At 39.1% G+C, this 19,028-nt stretch carries 19 protein-coding genes; 11 read left to right on the top strand and 8 right to left on the bottom strand.

Annotation, left to right across the window (positions count from 1 at the left end; translation table 11 throughout):
• Positions 1-17: 17 nt before the first annotated feature.
• Entirely contained in the window at positions 18-3,161 is a 3,144-nt protein-coding gene (locus ACFE6N_RS09730; protein WP_378935949.1) for an efflux RND transporter permease subunit, read from the top strand.
• Between the two features lie 155 nt (positions 3,162-3,316).
• Here ACFE6N_RS09730 and ACFE6N_RS09725 read toward each other — a convergent pair whose 3' ends face one another.
• From ACFE6N_RS09725 to ACFE6N_RS09715, 3 genes are all read right to left on the bottom strand, one after another.
• Positions 3,317-4,375 carry a sensor histidine kinase gene (locus ACFE6N_RS09725; protein WP_378935947.1) on the bottom strand — a complete coding sequence of 353 codons (1,059 nt, stop codon included), beginning with the start codon at positions 4,373-4,375 and terminating at the stop codon, positions 3,317-3,319.
• Between the two features lie 234 nt (positions 4,376-4,609).
• On the bottom strand, positions 4,610-5,365 hold the full coding sequence (locus ACFE6N_RS09720) for a LytR/AlgR family response regulator transcription factor (RefSeq protein ID WP_378935945.1): 756 nt from the start codon (positions 5,363-5,365) through the stop codon (positions 4,610-4,612).
• Between the two features lie 431 nt (positions 5,366-5,796).
• A complete protein-coding gene (locus ACFE6N_RS09715; protein WP_378935943.1) occupies positions 5,797-6,027 on the bottom strand; it encodes a hypothetical protein in 231 nt (76 codons plus the stop codon).
• A 237-nt stretch (positions 6,028-6,264) separates the two neighbouring features.
• On the opposite strand from ACFE6N_RS09715, the gene ACFE6N_RS09710 reads away from it, so the two are divergent.
• The 3 genes from ACFE6N_RS09710 to ACFE6N_RS09700 all read left to right on the top strand — a co-directional run bounded on the left by ACFE6N_RS09710 (position 6,265) and on the right by ACFE6N_RS09700 (position 9,559).
• Positions 6,265-6,948: a phosphatase PAP2 family protein gene (locus ACFE6N_RS09710; RefSeq protein ID WP_378935941.1), complete on the top strand. Its 684-nt coding sequence runs from the start codon at positions 6,265-6,267 to the stop codon at positions 6,946-6,948.
• On the top strand, positions 6,949-8,478 hold the full coding sequence (locus ACFE6N_RS09705; RefSeq protein WP_378935939.1) for an ArnT family glycosyltransferase: 1,530 nt from the start codon (positions 6,949-6,951) through the stop codon (positions 8,476-8,478).
• Positions 8,479-8,605: 127 nt separating this feature from the next.
• A complete protein-coding gene (locus tag ACFE6N_RS09700) occupies positions 8,606-9,559 on the top strand; it encodes an alpha/beta hydrolase (protein ID WP_378935937.1) in 954 nt (317 codons plus the stop codon).
• 22 nt (positions 9,560-9,581) lie between these two features.
• Here ACFE6N_RS09700 and ACFE6N_RS09695 read toward each other — a convergent pair whose 3' ends face one another.
• Together ACFE6N_RS09695 and ACFE6N_RS09690 are read right to left on the bottom strand one after the other, a co-directional pair.
• Complete coding sequence (locus ACFE6N_RS09695; RefSeq protein WP_378935935.1) at positions 9,582-10,397, bottom strand: endonuclease/exonuclease/phosphatase family protein; 816 nt, start codon at positions 10,395-10,397, stop codon at positions 9,582-9,584.
• Between the two features lie 67 nt (positions 10,398-10,464).
• Positions 10,465-10,662, bottom strand: coding sequence for a hypothetical protein (locus tag ACFE6N_RS09690; protein ID WP_090982300.1), 198 nt, complete (start codon positions 10,660-10,662; stop codon positions 10,465-10,467).
• A 270-nt stretch (positions 10,663-10,932) separates the two neighbouring features.
• Between ACFE6N_RS09690 and ACFE6N_RS09685 the strand changes: the two genes are divergently transcribed.
• On the top strand, positions 10,933-11,907 hold the full coding sequence (locus tag ACFE6N_RS09685; RefSeq protein WP_378935933.1) for a Gfo/Idh/MocA family protein: 975 nt from the start codon (positions 10,933-10,935) through the stop codon (positions 11,905-11,907).
• Between the two features lie 177 nt (positions 11,908-12,084).
• On the opposite strand, the gene ACFE6N_RS09680 is transcribed toward ACFE6N_RS09685, so the two are convergent.
• The 3 genes from ACFE6N_RS09680 to ACFE6N_RS09670 are packed head-to-tail and all read right to left on the bottom strand — an operon-like array spanning position 12,085 to position 13,591.
• Entirely contained in the window at positions 12,085-12,666 is a 582-nt protein-coding gene (locus ACFE6N_RS09680) for a peroxiredoxin family protein (protein WP_378935931.1), read from the bottom strand.
• Positions 12,667-12,723: 57 nt separating this feature from the next.
• Entirely contained in the window at positions 12,724-12,990 is a 267-nt protein-coding gene (locus ACFE6N_RS09675) for a zf-HC2 domain-containing protein (protein ID WP_378935929.1), read from the bottom strand.
• 1 nt (position 12,991) lies between these two features.
• The gene (locus tag ACFE6N_RS09670) at positions 12,992-13,591 is read right to left on the bottom strand and encodes a sigma-70 family RNA polymerase sigma factor (protein WP_378935927.1); all 600 of its coding nucleotides are present in this window, start codon (positions 13,589-13,591) and stop codon (positions 12,992-12,994) included.
• A gap of 201 nt (positions 13,592-13,792) precedes the next feature.
• Here ACFE6N_RS09670 and ACFE6N_RS09665 point away from each other — a divergent pair, with 201 nt between their 5' ends.
• The 6 genes from ACFE6N_RS09665 to ACFE6N_RS09640 all read left to right on the top strand — a co-directional run bounded on the left by ACFE6N_RS09665 (position 13,793) and on the right by ACFE6N_RS09640 (position 18,960).
• Positions 13,793-14,023 carry a hypothetical protein gene (locus ACFE6N_RS09665; protein WP_378935925.1) on the top strand — a complete coding sequence of 77 codons (231 nt, stop codon included), beginning with the start codon at positions 13,793-13,795 and terminating at the stop codon, positions 14,021-14,023.
• Positions 14,024-14,345: 322 nt separating this feature from the next.
• Complete coding sequence (locus ACFE6N_RS09660) at positions 14,346-15,455, top strand: XdhC family protein (protein ID WP_378935923.1); 1,110 nt, start codon at positions 14,346-14,348, stop codon at positions 15,453-15,455.
• Between the two features lie 7 nt (positions 15,456-15,462).
• A complete protein-coding gene (locus ACFE6N_RS09655; RefSeq protein ID WP_378935921.1) occupies positions 15,463-16,053 on the top strand; it encodes an NTP transferase domain-containing protein in 591 nt (196 codons plus the stop codon).
• Complete coding sequence (gene moaA, locus ACFE6N_RS09650) at positions 16,050-17,030, top strand: GTP 3',8-cyclase MoaA (RefSeq protein ID WP_378935919.1); 981 nt, start codon at positions 16,050-16,052, stop codon at positions 17,028-17,030. The genes ACFE6N_RS09655 and moaA overlap by 4 nt, the downstream gene beginning before the upstream one ends.
• Before the next feature lie 7 nt (positions 17,031-17,037).
• Positions 17,038-18,216: a gephyrin-like molybdotransferase Glp gene (glp, locus tag ACFE6N_RS09645; RefSeq protein ID WP_378935917.1), complete on the top strand. Its 1,179-nt coding sequence runs from the start codon at positions 17,038-17,040 to the stop codon at positions 18,214-18,216.
• A gap of 3 nt (positions 18,217-18,219) precedes the next feature.
• Complete coding sequence (locus ACFE6N_RS09640; RefSeq protein WP_378935915.1) at positions 18,220-18,960, top strand: sulfite exporter TauE/SafE family protein; 741 nt, start codon at positions 18,220-18,222, stop codon at positions 18,958-18,960.
• The last annotated feature ends 68 nt before the right edge of the window (positions 18,961-19,028 follow it).

The following is a 19,028-nucleotide window of genomic DNA, read 5'->3' as shown; positions in this document are numbered from 1 at the left end:
CACCCTAGATTTCAAAAATGAATAAATTCATAAAAAGCATTATCGGCTTTGCACTGAAAAATAAATATTTCATCTTTTTTGCCACATTCATCTTAATCGTCGGAGGTTATTTAAGCTTCAAAAATACCACAATAGACGCCTTTCCCGATGTAACCAATACGAATATTACCATTATTACCCAATGGCCGGGCCGTAGCGCCGAGGAAGTAGAAAAATTTGTGAGCAGACCGCTGGAAATTGCCATGAACCCTACCGAAAAGCGGACGAGTATCCGGTCTTCCTCATTATTTGGTTTATCCATCGTAAAGGTAAGTTTCGAAGACGGTGTAGATTACGCTGAAGCCCGGGTCCAGGTAAACAACCATCTTGATGAAGCCGATCTGCCTGAAGGTATCCAACCTGAAGTACAGCCATCCTATGGGCCAACCGGCGAGATTTTCCGTTATACTTTAACAAGCGATACAAAGTCGGTCAGAGAATTAAAGACCTTACAAGATTGGGTTGTCCAACGCGAACTCTTATCTGTTTCAGGCATTGCCGATGTAGTTAGTTTTGGTGGCGAGGTTAAAACTTATCAGATCACTGTCGATCCGCAAAAGGCCATTCAATATGGTGTAAGTGCAACCGAACTTTTCGAAGCAGTATCTAAAAGTAATATTAATGTAGGTGGTGATGTGATTGTGCAGAGCGGACAAGCCTATGTGGTAAGGGGCATCGGCGTGCTTAACAATATCGACGAAATCAGAAACGTAGTGGTTGACAACATTAATGGCACCCCTATTTATGTCAAAACCATTGCCGAAGTGGCTGAATCAGCTCTGCCCAGATTGGGTCAGGTTGGGCGCGACAGGGATCCCGATGTAGTAGAAGGCATCATCGTTATGAGAAAAGGCGGCAATCCCAGCGAGGTCATTGCAAGATTAAAAGAGAAGATCAATACCATCAACAGCACTGTTTTGCCTGATGATGTAAAAATCAAACCGTTTTACGACCGCGAAGACCTGGTTAATTACTCAGTACATACAGTAATGGGCAACATGCTGGAAGGGATTTTATTTGTTACCCTGATTGTGTTTCTTTTCATGGCCGATTGGCGCACCACCTTAATCGTTTCGATTATTATTCCATTGGCCTTGCTCTTTGCTTTTATCTGTCTCAAATTAAAAGGTATGCCGGCCAATCTGCTATCCATGGGTGCTATCGACTTCGGGATTATTATAGACGGTGCCGTGGTGATGGTTGAAGGAATCTTCGTCGTATTGGATGCCAAGGCAAAAAAACTGGGCATGGAAAAGTTCAACAAAATGAGCAAACTCGGTTTTATAAAAAAAGCCAGTCTCGAAAACGGGAAGGGTATTTTATTTGCTAAACTGATCATTATTACAGGTTTGCTACCCATTTTTACTTTCGAAAAAGTTGAAGGTAAGATGTTCTCTCCATTGGCGTGGACCTTGAGTTTTGCCTTGTTGGGTGCACTAATTTTGACCTTTACCCTGGTACCTGCCATGGCCAGCGTACTTTTGAAAAAAAATGTGAAAGAGAAACACAATATCTTTTTAGAGTGGATTACCAAAGCAACCCTCAAATTTTATGATAGCTGCTTCAAAAAAAAGAAACTTGTTTTTAGCATCTCTATTATTGTACTGCTATCAGGTGCGTTCAGTTTTAAATTTTTGGGCACCGAATTTCTTCCCAGTTTAGATGAAGGTTCCATTTATGTCCGTGCAACCGGACCTTTGAGTATTTCGCTGGATGAAACTAAAAAACTTTCAAATGAAATGAGGAAGATCTTTTTAAGTTTTGAGGAAGTAAAACAGGTAATGTCGCAAACTGGCCGTCCGAACGACGGGACAGATGCAACGGGTTTTTACAATATGGAATTTCATGTTGACATCTATCCCCGGAAAGAATGGAAACGCAAGCAAAGCAAAGAACAGCTGATTGAACGCATGCAGGAAAAATTAAAAAGCTTTCCGGGCATCAGCCTCAATTTTTCGCAACCCATTTCAGATAATGTAGAAGAAGCGGTTTCAGGCGTAAAGGGATCCATTGTGGTGAAATTATTTGGCGAGAACTTTGAATACATTGAACAGGAAGAGGAAAAAATAGAAAATATTTTAAAAACAGTTGAGGGTATTGAAGATTTGGGTATTTTAAGAAATCTTGGTCAGCCCGAACTGCAGATTAACCTTGATCAGAAAAAAATGGCCTTGTATGGCGTAAGCACAGCAGATGCCAATGCAGTAATCGAAATGGCCATTGGCGGTAAAGCTGCTACGCAGATTTACGAAGGTGAACGCAAATTCGACCTCATTATCCGCTATCCTGAAGATTTTAGAAATGATGAAAGTTCGATCAGCAAATTACGCATTCCTACCCTATCAGGTTCTAATGTTCAATTAGGCGAAATATCAAGCATTAGTAAGATTACGGGTCCAAGTATGATATACCGGGATAAACATAAACGGTACGGCGCCATCAAATTCTCGATCCGTGGCAGGGATATGGGAAGCGTAATTGCCGAAGCACAGCAGAAAGTAAATGCCAAAATCAAATTGCCGCAAGGTTATAAGCTGGAGTGGGCCGGTGATTTTGAAAACCAGCAAAGGGCTATTGCCAGATTATCAGAGGCTGTACCAGTAAGTTTATTGCTTATATTTTTTATTCTCTTTGTACTTTTCGGCAATATTAAAGATGCCTTACTGGTATTGAACAACGTTCCATTTGCCATGATTGGTGGCATATTAGCATTGTTGGCCGCCGGTGTAAACTTTAACATCTCGGCCGGAATTGGTTTTATTGCATTATTTGGGATCTGCGTGCAAAATGGTGTAATTCTTATTACCCGTTTCAAAATCAATATTGCAGAGCTGAAATACCATCCGCACTGGACTTTTACCGATGCCATGCGTGATGGAATTGCCAGCAGGTTCAGACCGGTGTTGATGACGGCTTTAATGGCCGCTATCGGGTTGATGCCTGCAGCACTTTCTACCGGGATCGGTTCAGAAGCTTCAAAGCCATTGGCCATTGTGGTAATTGGTGGATTGATTACCAATACATTATTTAATCTATTTGTTTATCCGATCGTATTTTATTGGTCGTATCGCAAAAAAGCAGATAAAATGATACCGGTACGGATCGATGATGGAAAAATGTAAAGGATGATGTCATCTACCGCGATTTATCATGCTGAGCAATAATAAATCGCTAAAGGTATTCACTTTTCGGTCGACGAGGAAAACTGCAAAGGTTATTTGACGGGTTTACATTTAAAATTGGGAAATAAACGTGTTATAGAATTTCAGATTGCTCCCTATAAGCTAATGGTTATCAATACTTCAAAATACTTACCTTTCACCCTGGCACATAGCGATGCTTTTTCTGCATACGTATGAAATAACCTTTGTCTGATATTTTCAAGCCCCGTATGAAAGCCGGTATCATTCAAGCCTGTGTTAATCAGGTTACTGGTCTGGATGCTAAAGATACCATCCTCCAATTTTACAATAATTTTTCCGGTATCTTCAGGCTGGCTCAGGTTTCCATGTTTAACCATATTTTCCGTCAGGCTAAGCAAGAGTAATGGAATAACCTCTACTGCTATGATTTTATCATCATAAACAAAATCTATATATAAGTCAGGCTGTTTTATTCTGCAAAGTCGCAGGAGGTTTTCAACTTGATGGATTTCCGCTTCAAGCGGCATAATTTCCGGACCATGTTCGCATTCCAAGGCGTAGCGCATTAGCTTAGAAAGATACCGGACTGCTTCTGCAGCGCGGGGTTCGCTTTTATGTGTGCTATTGTGAATATAGGTTAAGGTATTAAACAAAAAATGTGGATTTATTTGTGCTTTCAGGTAAGCATTTTTAGCATTTGCAAGTTCAAGTGTCATCTGCTTTTGCTTCAACATCTCTTCAATTGCTTCTTTTTCCAATTCTACTGTCCGCTGTTTTTGTTGGATATAACTTTTAATAAAATAATAAGCAGTAGAGAACAATAAGAAATAGATTCCCCGCCATGTTGTTACGGATAAATATTTCCAGTTTACAGTGGTTAGGTTATCAAAAGAAATTATTGCTGTTTTTGAAAGAAAACGATCTGCAAAGTAAGCAATAATGGTGTGCAAGAAAATTTCAATTGACGTAAATATAATGATGCTTAAATAAGCAGGCCTTTTAAGTCTCAGATTTCTGGCTAATACCAATTCTGCATGAACGTAGAAAAGTACAATATTAATAATGTAATGAATGCAATAATTTAATATCGGCGACCTTATTTTAAGAATTAACGAAACCAATATATATTCATAAAGAATGAAGGTGGCCCATGATATAAGGTGCCAGCGATAATTTTTTAGCCAGTTTTTCATTTTTTTTGTTAAAAATCGGTTTCACAACAGTCAACAACTGCTTAGCGTAATGTAGTCTTTTCGCAGTTTTGGCGGAACTAATTTTCGTCTATGAAAACAATAATAGACTTAAAATCGACCCGGAAAACTGCATTTGTTTTCCGTTCACAAAAAGCTGCAGGTATGCGCTTTTCAAAGAGTGATCCAACAACCAGTACGATTACGGCAATTACAACATTAACAAGCCAATCAGATTTACGAATGTTGGTCCCTTAAACGTTTTGAGACTAGGGTTTGGTCTTCAATAAACCCCATAAATGCCTCTTTGTATTGTGGGGTCATAAGCACTTCGTACTTTCCAAGGTCGATTTTGTGCCCATTGATCTCCTTTACATAGGCGGTATTGATAATATATGATTTGTGGACACGATAGAAGTGTCCATTCTCCTGAAGTTTTTCTTCCATCTCCTTAATGGTCATATACACCGAATAATCATTTGTCGGAGTATAAATATGTACATGATTATTAGATCCCTGCAGATAGATGATGTCTTTCTTAAGTACTTTGGTTAATCTGCCACGCTCGCCGTTTGTACGCAAGAAAAATGCACCTTCATTTTCTTTTGCAATATGCTGTGCATCATAACATTCCGAAAGCACTTCATTAACAACTACGGCAAAATCTCCCATGTTAAAAGGTTTTAACAGGTAATGTTTTGCCCTAACTTTAAATGCATCGAGTGCAAATTCCGGATAGGATGTGGTAAAAATAATATTGTGCGATTTGTGCTTAAGGTTATCGGCAAGCTGTAGACCCGACAGTGCGGGCATATCAATATCCAAAAAAATTAACTGCCTATTGCTTTCAATACTGATTTCGCTAAGTGCCTCTACTGGTTTAGTAAAGATTCGGTTTATCTTCAGTCTTGGCATTTCTACAATATAATCTTGCAAAATATTAATGGCAGTAGGATCATCGTCAACGATGATACATGAGATGGAGTTTTTCATCAAGATCGGTTTAAATTAGATAAAGGCAATTTAATAAATTATCCTTAAATCGGATAATAAAAAGAGTAGATATCGCAACAGTTATAAGCCAAAATACCTTAATGAAATTTATATTTAGATCAAGATTTATAGAACGGATACCATTCTAAAAAGCGACTGCACAGGTTTATCGCAACCATTAGAGAAAAAATTTGCTGGAGGTAATGCAGAGATGAAAATTGTGGGTCAACAACCAATCAGTATTTTCAACTTCTTTTAATCTGAACGCAGTGAAGAGCCGGTAAAATGTTACCGCTACCCCAACTATTCTGCTGAACTAAAGCCTAGAAGGGTAACAGTATTGTCTAAATTGATCCCTTTTAATGTATCTGGTAAGATTGCACAAATGACATCCCAAAAGCAAATTTAGCAGAATTGAAATTAATTTTGGTTCAAAAGTTATTTACTTCAAATCCTCTATAACTAAGCATTTCGGCATTGTGGGAAACAGTTAGCCGAAGATTTAATCTTGCTATAATTTCTTTCGCCTGAGTGATGTTTCGGTGTATATCGTTTATCCCTCTAATCTCGATACCACTTGGCATAAGTTTAAATTTGCTGGGTTCAAACTTATCAATAAACCGTTGTAAATCCGGACTAACTTTTACCTGATTGTTTTGCATAATTAATTTAGTTCTATGGCAGCAAAGCAACGTAATGTGTTTTAAGTTATCACTATATCCATATTAACTTATTAAAAAATGTTAGTCTGGGATTACATTCAAATCGGTGCCTCTACATCGAAAACCGGAGTATTCCAGACAAAGTCGATAATTAAACAAATTTCTGCTGATGTAAACATGATAATCGCTTAACCTTGAGATGACGTATGCCTGATATTTTTGTGTAAAGAACAACTCATGCGTACCACGAAAAGACTGACCAAACTCCGGTATTATTTCTTTACTGCGATATCAATACTGCTGTTGGCACTTATGTTTAATTTTAGCTTTTCCAAAACAGATGGATTCATTATTTTAAACCGGTTTCACCCAATATGGCTCGATACTTTTTTCAGGTATTTCACCAATCTTGGAGATGGTTTAGCCAGTATCCTGACAGCAGCCATTCTGCTTGCACTTCGAAAAAAGAAAAAAGCAATGACCATTGCTCTTGCTTACATTTACTCGGGCTTGATTATTCAGATCGCCAAGAGAGTATTTCACATGCCACGGCCTAAATATTTTTTTGAGCAGACATTATTTCATTATACTCATTTTGTAGAGGGCGTAAGCACGCATAATCAAAATTCTTTTCCTTCAGGGCATACCGCATCTGCTTTTGCATTAGCCACAGTATTGGTTTTAATTTTCAAAAAAAAGAAAATCTCTTTTTATTGCCTGTTTTTTGCGTTTTTAATCGGTTATTCACGTATATACCTGGCGCAACATTTTCTTATTGATGTAATTTTTGGTGCAGTAACTGGTATCACATGCGCAATTGCGGGCTATTACCAGGTATACGACCTTAAGCTTTTCAGATCGGCTAAGCTAAACAAAAGATATAAACAGTTTAAAATCGCCAATCAGTCAATTCCTATCTAAGTGAAAGAAATACCCGTTAAATTATGGCTATTTATAGCGGCAATGGCTGTAATCAAACTGATTATAGCCTCAGCAACAGCGCTTGGAAATGATGAAGTATATTATTGGACATACGCCTTACACCTGCAATGGAATTATTTCGATCATCCTCCATTTGTGGCCTGGTTGATCAGGACAACAACGGCAAACTTATCTATCCACAGCGAATTGGCGGTTCGGCTGGGCGCTATAATATCCTCTACTATAAGCACTGTAATCGTATTTAAAACGGGAAAACTCCTACGAAATAACCGTGTCGGCTGGTTTGCCGCTTTACTTTATTCTTCGTCTTTTTATTGCAGCATCATTGCCGGAACATTTATTTTGCCCGATAGTCCGCAAATGGTTTTCTGGCTGTGGAGTATCTTTTTATTGCTTAAAATTACCAGATTCACCGGGCAAGGTTTACCTACTTTAAGCCTCTGGTGCTGGTTTGGCTTAGCGGCAGGACTTTGCATGATGTGTAAGATCCATGGTGTTTACTTATGGGTGGGCATAATCCTGTTTGTGCTGTTTAGCGCTAAAAAACTATTGGTACAAAAGGGCATATATATATCTGCACTTATTAGTTTGATGATAGTATCTCCTCTAATCATCTGGAATATCCGGCATCATTTTATTACCTATACCTACCACAGTAACCGGGTTAGTTTATTCCATGCCGGCATCAACCCACTGGCTTTTGCCAGAGAAATTGCCGGACAACTATTTTACAACAATCCCATTATTTTTTTTCTGGCCTGGGTGGCTGTTTTGAGTTTCATCAAAACCAAAAATCTTTTCCTTAAGAGCGAAATCAAACTTTTATTATTTTGTTCACTACCACTTATTGTTACGCTTATTTTTCTTTCCATTTTTAGAGATACCCTGCCACATTGGTCTGGCCCGGCATATAGTTGTTTAATATTTCTTTCTGCATTGAAACTTGAATCTTTTAACGATAAAAAAATAAAAACCATTATTGGTGCAAGCATACTGTTTTTCCTGTTCGTGGTAAGTGCAGGTCTCTTCACTATTAATTTTTACAAGGGTACATTTTCAACACAAACAGGCGCCATCAGTTTGGGCGCCGGCGACCCCACATTAGATTTATACGGCTGGAAAGAAACAGGAATGATAATTGATGCTATTTATCGGCTGGATAAACCATTAGAAAAGAATAAAAAAGTTCATACCATTGTGATCACAAAGTGGTTTCCTGCTGCCCATTTAGATTTTTATGTCTGCAGGAAAACTGGTTTGCATACTTATGGCCTGGGAGAAATATTCGATCTTCATCAGTATTACTGGTCTAACCCAAGCAAGCCAAAATTGGCTGCTGGCGACAATGCATATTATATTATACCCTCTAATCTTTACGACGAAAACAGCATCAACTTCATTAAATCCCAATTTCAGAGTTGTTCACTACCAATCATTCTCCCTATTTTCAGAAATGGAGCCGTATGCAAAAATATTTTATTGTTTAAGTTAAATGGCTACAAAAAATAATGCATCCGTAATTATAGCTAACAAATAACGTTTAAATCTAATTGCACCTGAACCGAAAATGAAATAAATTAGCAAAATGAACTAACGTCGATCAGAATAGCTGACAACGAACCTTTTCCCTAAAAACATGATGCCCAATAACAAAGTATATCTATTCAGCTCGCTCTTCATTGTAATCCTATTCAGCTCTTTATCTTCAACGGCACAGATTGTACTTCAGGATAAAAAAGACCATGTAGAAACTAAAACATTTTCTCAAACAGATTCCGGCACACTGAAGTTAGATATCTATTACCGTGGAAAAATAACAGACACTAAGCCAACAGTACTTTTTATTTTTGGCGGTGGTTTTGTAATGGGACGCAGAGACAGCAAATTATTTGACCAGTACTTCAACACGTTAATAGCCAATCAATATAAAGTGGTTTCAGTTGATTATCGATTGGGCCTTAAGGGAAAGAAATTTCCCAGTCCGTTTAATACTTCTAATTTAAAAGCCGCAATCGATACGGCCACAACTGATGTTTTTGCCGCAACAGCCTATCTCATCAAAAATGCGAAAGAACTTGGTATTGATACTTCAATGATTATCCTGTCGGGATCAAGCGCGGGCGCGATCACGGCACTGCACGCCGATTATAACAAACGTAATGCTACCGCATTATCAACCAAATTACCCGGAAATTTTCAATATAAAGGCGTAATCTCTTTTGCAGGAGCCATATTAAGTTATCAAGGCGCACCAAAATATGCTATACCGCCGGCACCAACGATGTTTTTCCACGGCACGGCCGATAAACTTGTGCCCTATAACAAAGTAAGATTACTTAACAGGGGCTTTTTTGGCTCTAAATATCTTGCTAAAACCTTTAAAAAGAATCACTATCCGTATTATTTCCAGTATGTGCAGGATATGGGACACGAAATAGCGGGTTCTCCGATGACTGAGAACTTACCTGATATCTTATGGTTTATAGACCACTACATTTTGAAACAAAAGCGTTACTTTATGGAAGTGGACTTTAAAGATGCAGACAAAAAACCTACGTTTAACATTCCACCTGCTTTAATAAAGAGGTAGCGTAAATCAGAAATAGTAACAGTTATTTTTCCAGTTGAAGTACTGCAACGACAGGGAGGTGATCTGAGGCATAACGTTCAGGAACAACCTCGTGGGAAACCACTTTGAATGGATTTCCGGTTTTAAACCCGATATGATCAATCGTTTTTCCTGGATTAATCGCCGGAATGGTAAAACTACAATCATTACAGGTTCTGGTAAAATTGGCATCAAATATCCTGATGCTTTCGGAACCTGGATCGGCATTTAAATCACCTGCAAGGATTAGCGGTAAGGTTTCTTTTGCCGTTAACCGGTTAAGCTCCTTAGCCTGAAGAATCCGGTTCTCTTCAGAACCTTGTGCATCAAGATGGGTAGAAGCAAAACGGATAAATACCCCTTTGGCAATTTCTGCAGTTGCAATAGCCAAAATCCTTTGCTCTGCCTTGGCATCGTTATTTTTAGGCAGCATAAAAGTCTGTTGCGCAGATAAAGGAAAGCGTGATAAAATGGCCACACCATAGTCGCCCCCATCATGGTTAATTGCTTTACCAAAATAAAAATTCATCTTCAATTTTGTCGCCAATAAAACAGCCTGGTTAATATTTCCCGATCTTTTGGTATTCACATCTACCTCTTGCAAGGCTACAAAATCTGGTTTTTGCTGAGCAATCGCTTTGACAATGGCATCAACATCGATAACACCTTCTTTTGCTTTTGATGGCGGATTGCAATGGTGGATATTGTAAGACATGACACGCAATACCTTATTGCGCTCTGATTCAACCTGCTGATTGATCTTAGGTGAGCAAGCACCTAAAAAACAAATACTTAATATTAAAAAAGAGTATAATTTCATGTTGCTTGAGCCCATAAATAGAAGGTTTAATTCTTTAATCTTTAAATTCTTGATGATCTACCCTACCTTAGTTTTCATTTGCTCCGGTTTCTCCGGTTAGGATTCGTTCCATCTCAATCATCATCTGCTCCGCCAACCGTTGTTTAGCTTGCAATTTCATTAAGTAAGCATCTGCAAATGTCACTTCAAGCTCCTCCATAATAAAGGCATACTTTGCCTTAAGTTCTATAAGATCGATTTGAAGCTTTTCTGAAAGATTTTGCATAACACAAAGCTAAAAAAAGCGAGACGAATTCCAGATTAACCAACCGTATTTTTTCCCTTTTTGAAAAATAAAAAAAAAAGACAATCTTTTAAAACAATCCCGTTGTTATCCCGTTTATAGATTGATTCCGGGGTGGTTTCCGGAATAGATTTGTTTGGTTAGTTGATTAGGGATCACGCTCGTTGTGAATCCCTTTTTTTTTTACAAAACTGTCTGTCAGTCGATTGGGCAGGAAAATATTTCTAAATTCAATCTTTTAAATCAAATATAATGGAAGAAATCAGATGGGGTATTATCGGCTGTGGAGATGTGACCGAAATTAAAAGCGGACCTGCTTTTAATCAGGTGAAAAATTCAAAATTAGTTGCAGTAATGCGTCGCGATGGTGCCAAAGCTGCTGACTATGCCAAACGGCATCAAGTGGCTAAATGGTATGATGATGCCATCCAGCTGATCAGGGATCCGGAGGTTAATGCGATTTATATTGCTACCCCACCCTTGCAACACGAGGCTTACACAATTGAAGCCTTAAACGCCGGAAAGCCTGTATACGTAGAAAAACCAATGACCTTAGATGCTGCATCTGCTCAACGTATGACGGATGCAGCCCATAAATTACATGTGAAGCTTTGCGTTGCCCATTACCGGCGGGCTCAACCCATGTTCTTAAAAATCAAAGAACTATTGGCCGGACAGGTCATTGGCGATATCCGTTTAGTCCGATTAAAAATGCTCCAGTCGCCGAACAACTCGCTTATTGCAAAAAGTGCTGACAACTGGCGGATTAACCCAGCCATTTCTGGCGGTGGTTTATTTCATGATCTGGCACCACATCAGCTAGACCTTATGACTTACTATTTCGGTCCTGTAAAAAATGCCAGCGGCATGGCGGCAAGGCAAGACGAAGATGCTGAAGTAGATGATCTGGTTATGGGCAATATACTTTTTGAAAACGGGGTGATTTTCAGTGGCAACTGGTGTTTCTCTGTAGCGCCACAAGATCAGGCCGATAGTTGCATCATATACGGCGCGCGCGGTCAGATCAGTTTTCCCGTGTTTGGCAACAAATTTACGGTTACCACCAACCAAAAAACCGAAGAATATGTATTTGAGCCTTTAAAACATGTGCAACAACCCATGATTGAGAAAGTAGTTGATTACTTTTCAGGCAAAGGTCAAAATCCATGTAGCGGTGAAGATGCATTGGTTACAATGGAATTAATGGATAATTTTACCAGGAAGTAAAGCGAACACATCTGATACCATACGATTGTAATCCGCTTTACTGTATTAACATTTATTGATCTACATAATTCTTATCAACCGGTATTTAAATATTAAAACAGCTGTAAGAACTCAAATAATAACCACTTCGCTTATCAGCTGCAACCCTTTTGGGAGGGAACTTACCATGAAATCGGCCTAAAGTTTGGAAAGCAAAAGTTTTACCGAAGCCCTTTTTTGATAGTTAGGATCGAAATGTACATACTTAATTTTACCTGTACGATCAATAATATAAGTTGCAGGTACTGGCAGCGTATGCCGGGTATTTCCGTTGTTTTCTTCTAAATTTATTCCATAGCCCTTGTATTTGGTAAAGGTTGCTTCATCCATCATAAAGTTAACCTGATAGGCTTTCATAATCTCATCATCCTTATCCTGAAGGATAGAAAAGCCTGCGCTGGTTTTTTTTATGGTTTTATCAATGTTTTCTTTTGTTTCGGGTGTAACACCGATAACATAAACATCTTTCTCAGTTAACAAGTTTAAAGAGTCCTGAAGTTCTTTAATGTGTTTATTGCAGTAGGGGCACCACTGACCACGGTAGAAAAACAATACCACATTGCGGTGCGCTTTAAGAGCATTCTTCAAAGTTACTGTTTTGCCGTTTTGATCTACTCCGGTGAACACAGGAGCTTTATCTCCCGCTTTTAAACCTTGCTGTGCCTTTGTTTGCAATGTTAAAACAACAGCTAAAGCTGTAAATAAGATAATTCTTTTCATTTTGTCTTTATGTTTTAGCTCTTAGTCGAACGGGCAGCATTAACCTTACAGCGAAAATTAATTTTTATTGATTTCTTTTTCAATCTCATCCTTTAATGCTTTTTTAAAGGTTTCATCAAGTTTAACATCACTGTTTTCAAAGTCTGAAAACACCTTATTAATCAATATACTCTGCTGCTGGTAAATTTTGCATACCGAACAACCTTTCAAATGTATATGCAATTGTAGTGTTTCGGCAGCAGTGATTTTTCCAGCAATTCTTTTTTCGATCAGAAAAGTGGCCTGTTTACAGTTATAAATTATATCCCGTAGCGCGCTCGTCATATCAGTTCCAGTTTTTTTGAAGGCAGGCCCTCAGGTTAAGTTTGGTGCGGTGCATAATCACCCAAAAATTAGCATTTGTAAGCTTCAATTCGTTACAAATCTGCTCCGAAGCAAGATCGTCCATGTGTTTCATTGAAAACACTGAAAACCATAACCCTGGAAGTTTAGCCAAACATTTATTCAATACAAACGCTAGTTCTTTCATCATCAAAGGGTTATCCGTTTCCAAACCAAATGCCCTCGGATAATCTTTTTTGGTCCAATGCCCTGATTCAGCATCAAAAAAATCCTTCAGTTCACCTTCAACATCCATTTCTCTTAAATCTTTAACACCACTAACTGAACGTTTTCGATAAAAATCGGCTATTTTGTTTTTAAGAATAGTCGTTAGCCATGTTTTCTCCTGGCTATTGCCTTCAAAACCGTCTAATCTCTGCAGAGCTGCTAAAAAGGTGTCCTGAACTAAATCTTTAGCCATCTCTTCATCTCTTATTCTCGACATGGCAAAGCCATACAGGTAATCAGCATATTTTTCTACCCAGCTTAGTGGGTCTGAATGAAGGCGCTTTTCTCCAAATTCCTGGTCCGTTTTATTTAGCATGTCCTGATATTATCTCATTATAAATATACTGCTTAATTGGTTAGTCGCATGAAATCAAATGTCCTTACAAATTATTTTATAGTTTTAGAAAATAAGCTTAATTAAATGAGCCGAATAAAAAATTAAAAAAATCCACCCGATTTAAAGTAATTTCTAAAGTTGTACGTCTACTGCCAATAACAAACCTAAAAACTTATCTATATGATAGCCGTTTTCAAAACAAATGTATCAACTGACAGCGAGTTAAATGCCATCAGCCCACTGCTGAACAGCCATTTCAAAGAAATTAAGTGGAATATTGATTTGTGGGATGCCGATAAAATCCTTCGGGTAGATTCACCAAAAGATTGGACTAAAGAAATCACCGAACTTTTTAAAAGTATCGGGTTGCATTGTATCAACCTGGAAATTTTTCATTCAGCGCCTTTTTAACCACGTCATTCAAAATAAGAACACTTTATTCATCAGTCAGATGGTAACATCTGACTGCACATATAAGTATGCCTGATAAATTATTGGTCCACTATTCGGTAGTATCAAATTTTACGATCTGCCGCTGATGAGCAATTTCAGATCGGCTATTCGGATTGCAGTTTCAGGACACTCAGAATGAAGGTGAATTATCACTCAGAAGGTAACATCTGACTGCACAGTTGCCCAACCCACCACTTTAAGTATTATATCTTTCCTTTTACATTTAACCATTTTGTAATAGATTATCATTAATTTGCCATCTCCACGGCATCAATCCCTTATGAAAGAAATTACCGATATTATAAAAGCGTATCAAAAAGCGATCAAGGAAGGAAAAAGCACTGCGCTCGCAACGGTAGTTAAGGTAGAGGGCTCTGCTTACCGCAGACCGGGCGCAAGGATGCTCATTACCGAGGATGGCCAGTTGACAGGAGCCATTAGCGGCGGTTGCCTTGAGGGCGACGCGCTGCGCAAAGCACTTTCAGCAATAGTGCAACAGGAAAACAAGCTTGTTACTTATGATACGACTGATGAAGATGATGCCAAATTTGGCGTTCAGCTGGGCTGTAATGGTATTATCCACATCCTGTTCGAGCCTGTTAAAGAGACGGATGAATTGAATCCAATCGCTATTTTAACTGCCTTGCAAAGCAAAAGGGAAAGTGCCGTACTGGCAACTTTTTTTTCGCTGGGAGATAGGTTTCAATTGGGCACCGGAATGCTTTTTAGAAATGAAGCTGTTCTTTCTAAAATTCCAACTTCAATAAGCGATAAAGTAATCGGAGATATTGAAGCTGTTTTTGAAAATAAAACCTCAGCATTTAAGGTTTATGAACAGAATGATCAGCAAACTGATGTCTTCCTGGAATTTATAAAACCACCCATTTCATTAATAATAGCCGGTGCGGGTAATGACGCACAACCTCTTGCCGAAATGGCTTATCTGTTGGGTTGGGAAGTAACCGTAATCGATGGCAGATCAACACATGCTACGCCTCAACGTTTTCCAAATGCGATCAGAATTTTGGTAAGTAAAACGGAAAATATACTGTCTCATATTCAGCTAGACGGGCAAACCGCTTTCGTATTAATGACACATAATTACAATTACGACCTTGAGCTACTTAAATATCTGTTGGATACAAAATCAACATACATTGGTACCTTAGGCCCAAAGAAAAAGCTGCTCAGAATGCTGGATGAACTGGATTTAGCAACACCTGAAAACGAAACTCGGGTACATGGTCCAATCGGACTGGATATTGGCGCAGAAACTGCAGAAGAAATTGCCATTTCTATCCTCGCAGAGATTAAATCTGTTTTTTCAGGTGCTTCGGCTATGTTTTTAAAAGAGAAGAAGAAACCGATCCACGTTTACGATAAAATGTAACCAGGCATTGAGAACGGGCATCATCATATTGGCAGCCGGCAGTTCCTCACGTTTGGGGAAACCCAAACAGCTCTTGGATTACAATGGAAAAACACTCCTGCAAACGGTAATTAATGAGGCTTTAGCAACAGACTGCAAACCTGTTATTGTTGTTTTAGGCGCATACGCACAAGAAATAGCTGACCAGCACAGACATAACGGGATCAACATAGTTATAAATCAAAGCTGGGAAGAAGGAATGGGATCAAGTATTGCTGCAGGCCTGTCAACGATCGTCAAAAATAATAGCGAAATAGAAAGTATTATTATTGCTGTGGCCGATCAGGCTTTTATAAAAAAGCGTAACTTTAATAACTTAATCGAAAAGCAAAAAGAAACAGGCAAAAAGATCATTGCCAGTTCATATAACGAAACAATAGGCACACCTGTTCTTTTTAAAAAAGACTACTTTGAAGCACTTTTATTGCTCAAAGGCGCAGAAGGAGCAAAAAATATATTAAAACAATATTCAGAAGATCTGGAAACAGTGGTTTTTGAGCGAGGGGAAATTGATATTGATACAGAAACAGATTATAACCATTTAATTAGCCGGCAATGATAACAGATTCTTTTGGAAGAGTACACAACTACCTGCGGATATCGCTCACCGATAACTGCAATTTTCGCTGTTTTTATTGCATGCCTGAAGAAGAATACGATTTTACGCCCGCCTCACGGTTAATGCAGACAGACGAGATCATCAAACTGGCGGAGATTTTCGTGGCCAATGGCGTAAAAAAAATCAGGCTTACCGGAGGCGAACCGTTGGTGAGAAAAGATGCAGCCCAAATTATTGCAGCGCTGGGTAAACTTCCGGTCGAACTGGTGATGACCACAAACGGCACCCGCATTGCAGAAATGTTGCCTGTACTAAAGGCAGCAGGTATTAAAACAGTTAATATCAGTCTGGATACCTTACAACCTGAAAAGTTTTTTATGATTACAAGACGAGATGTCTTTCATCAGGTACGCAGCAATATCGAACTGCTTTTACAGCATAAAATCAAGGTAAAAGTAAATATGGTGGTGATGAAAGGACTCAACGATAATGAAATCAACGATTTCGTCGGTTGGACCAAATTTAATCCGATCCAGGTCAGGTTTATCGAGTTTATGCCTTTCAGTGGTAATAAATGGACAAGTAACCAGATGTTTGCTTTGGATGAAATACTGACTGTGATAGAACAGGATTTTTCGGTATTACCTGTTAAAGGAGATGCCCACGATACGGCCAAAAGCTTTATGATTCCCGGCCATGAGGGTTCTTTTGCCGTGATCAGCACCATGACCCATCCTTTTTGCAGTAGCTGTAACCGAATGCGCCTGACAGCGGATGGGAAACTGAAAAACTGCCTTTTTTCGGATAACGAAACCGATCTTTTAACCTCATTGCGAAAAAACGAAGATGTAATTCCGTTAATTCAATCGGCTATTTGGAGCAAAAAGGAAGCATTAGGCGGACAAATGGTAAGCGATTTCAAAAAAATTGATGCAACGACCATTCAAAACAGAAGTATGATTACCATTGGAGGATAACATTTTCATGATTAGCGTTAAAGAAGCAAAATACCTCATCTCTCAACACACCACCACATTAAATCCCGTTTCAGTTGATCTGGCGAACGCGTCCGGACATATTCTTGCAGCCAATGTTTATGCTAAATATGATATTCCGGCATTTAAGCAATCATCAATGGATGGCTATGCATTAAAGTTTGAAGATCATCAACAAGAACTCCGCATAACTGGGGAAATGGCTGCCGGAGCGGCAACCGAAATCGCCATCCAAAATGGCGAAACCAGTAGAATATTTACAGGCGCTCCGTTGCCTACAGGCGCCGATACGGTAGTGATGCAGGAAAAAATTACGAGGAGGGATGGAAATATCACTTTAAATGACCCAAATTTAAAACCAGGCGCAAATGTCCGGGAAAAGGGCTCTGAAATTAAAACCGGTGCATTGGCAATGGAAAAAGGAGATTTGCTTAGCCCCGCGGCTATCGGCTTTCTCGCAGGCATCGGTATTAACGAAGTTAGTGTTTATCCCATGCCAAAGATTTCTATAATTGTAACAGGAAAAGAATTACAACATCCGGGGGAAGTCCTCGAATTTGGACAGGTATATGAATCAAATTCCTATTCACTATGTGCTGCCTTAAAACAGGAAGGGATTGAACAGATTGCCGTTTTCGAAGCCGATGATGACCTCGAGATCCTTAAGAAAGTATTACAAACTGCAGTAGTAAACTGCGATGTTGTGCTGCTTACAGGCGGCGTAAGTGTTGGCGATTATGATTTCGTCATCGAAGCCGCCTCATATTGCGGTATCAAACAGATTTTCCACAAAGTAAAACAGAAACCCGGCAAACCTTTGTTTTTTGGCACAAAGGATCAAAAACTCATATTCGGACTTCCCGGAAACCCGTCATCTGTACTCAGTTGCTATTATAATTATGTATTACCGGCCGTCAAAGCCTTATCCCTTAAAAGCAACAGTATATTTGAAGTTCAGGCGCGGCTTACACATGCCTATGCTAAACCTTCAGGGTTAACACATTTCCTGAAAGGCAAATATGAAAACGGAATGGTTACTCCACTCCATGCACAGGAATCTTATCGGTTAAGCTCCTTTGCGCAGGCCAATTGCCTTATATGCCTTGATGAAACAAAGGCGTATTTTACAGCAAATGAAATCCTGAACGTATTGATTTTACCCGCCTAAACTATGCAAGAAAGCTTCATGCTCTTTTACTGTTTACTTTTTGTAGTGGCTTTTTTGTATGCGTCGGTTGGGCATGGTGGAGCAAGCGGCTATTTAGCGCTTATGGCTATTTTTGCCATTTCACCATCCATCATGAAACCTACCGCATTGCTGCTCAACCTGTTTGTTTCTTCCACCTCATTTATCCAGTTTTACCGTGGTGGTCATTTTAGATGGAAAACCTTTTGGCCTTTTGCGCTGGCCTCTATTCCACTTTCGTTTGTTGGTGGCATGATGGTTATCCAAAGTGCTGTTTATAAGAAAATTTTGGGATTGCTCCTACTGATTCCGGTTATCCGTTTTTTCTTTTTTAAAAATACCGACCCTAAAGATTTCAGGCCATCAAATATTTCACTATCGCTCACTATAGGAGGCATTATCGGCTTACTTTCGGGCATGATTGGTATTGGGGGCGGAATAATCCTTTCACCAATCCTGTTGCTGTTAAAGTGGACCGATCAAAAACAGACCGCAGCCATTAGTGCAGCATTTATTTTTGTTAATTCGCTTGCTGGTTTAGGCGGCCAGCTTATTAAGGGATTCGAATTTAACATCCACATGCTCGCTTATGTTGCAGTAGCCTTTGCCGGAGGCATTTGCGGTGCTTATTTTGGTGCCTTAAAATTTCCGCAAACCGTTTTAAAAAATGTACTGGCCTTTGTACTTGCATTAGCTGCGTACAAATTGCTCTTTACACCGGCATAATCTAATCAATGGGTCTTTATTATTAAGTTTAATGCAAATGGCACAAAATAATTAATTGCCGATCGGGA

It is taken from the genome of Pedobacter sp. BG31, from assembly GCF_042464845.1.
In the GTDB taxonomy this organism is placed as follows: Bacteria; Bacteroidota; Bacteroidia; order Sphingobacteriales; family Sphingobacteriaceae; genus Pedobacter; species Pedobacter suwonensis.
Note: the sequence above shows the minus strand (reverse complement) of the source record. Positions and strands in the feature narration are given on the sequence as shown.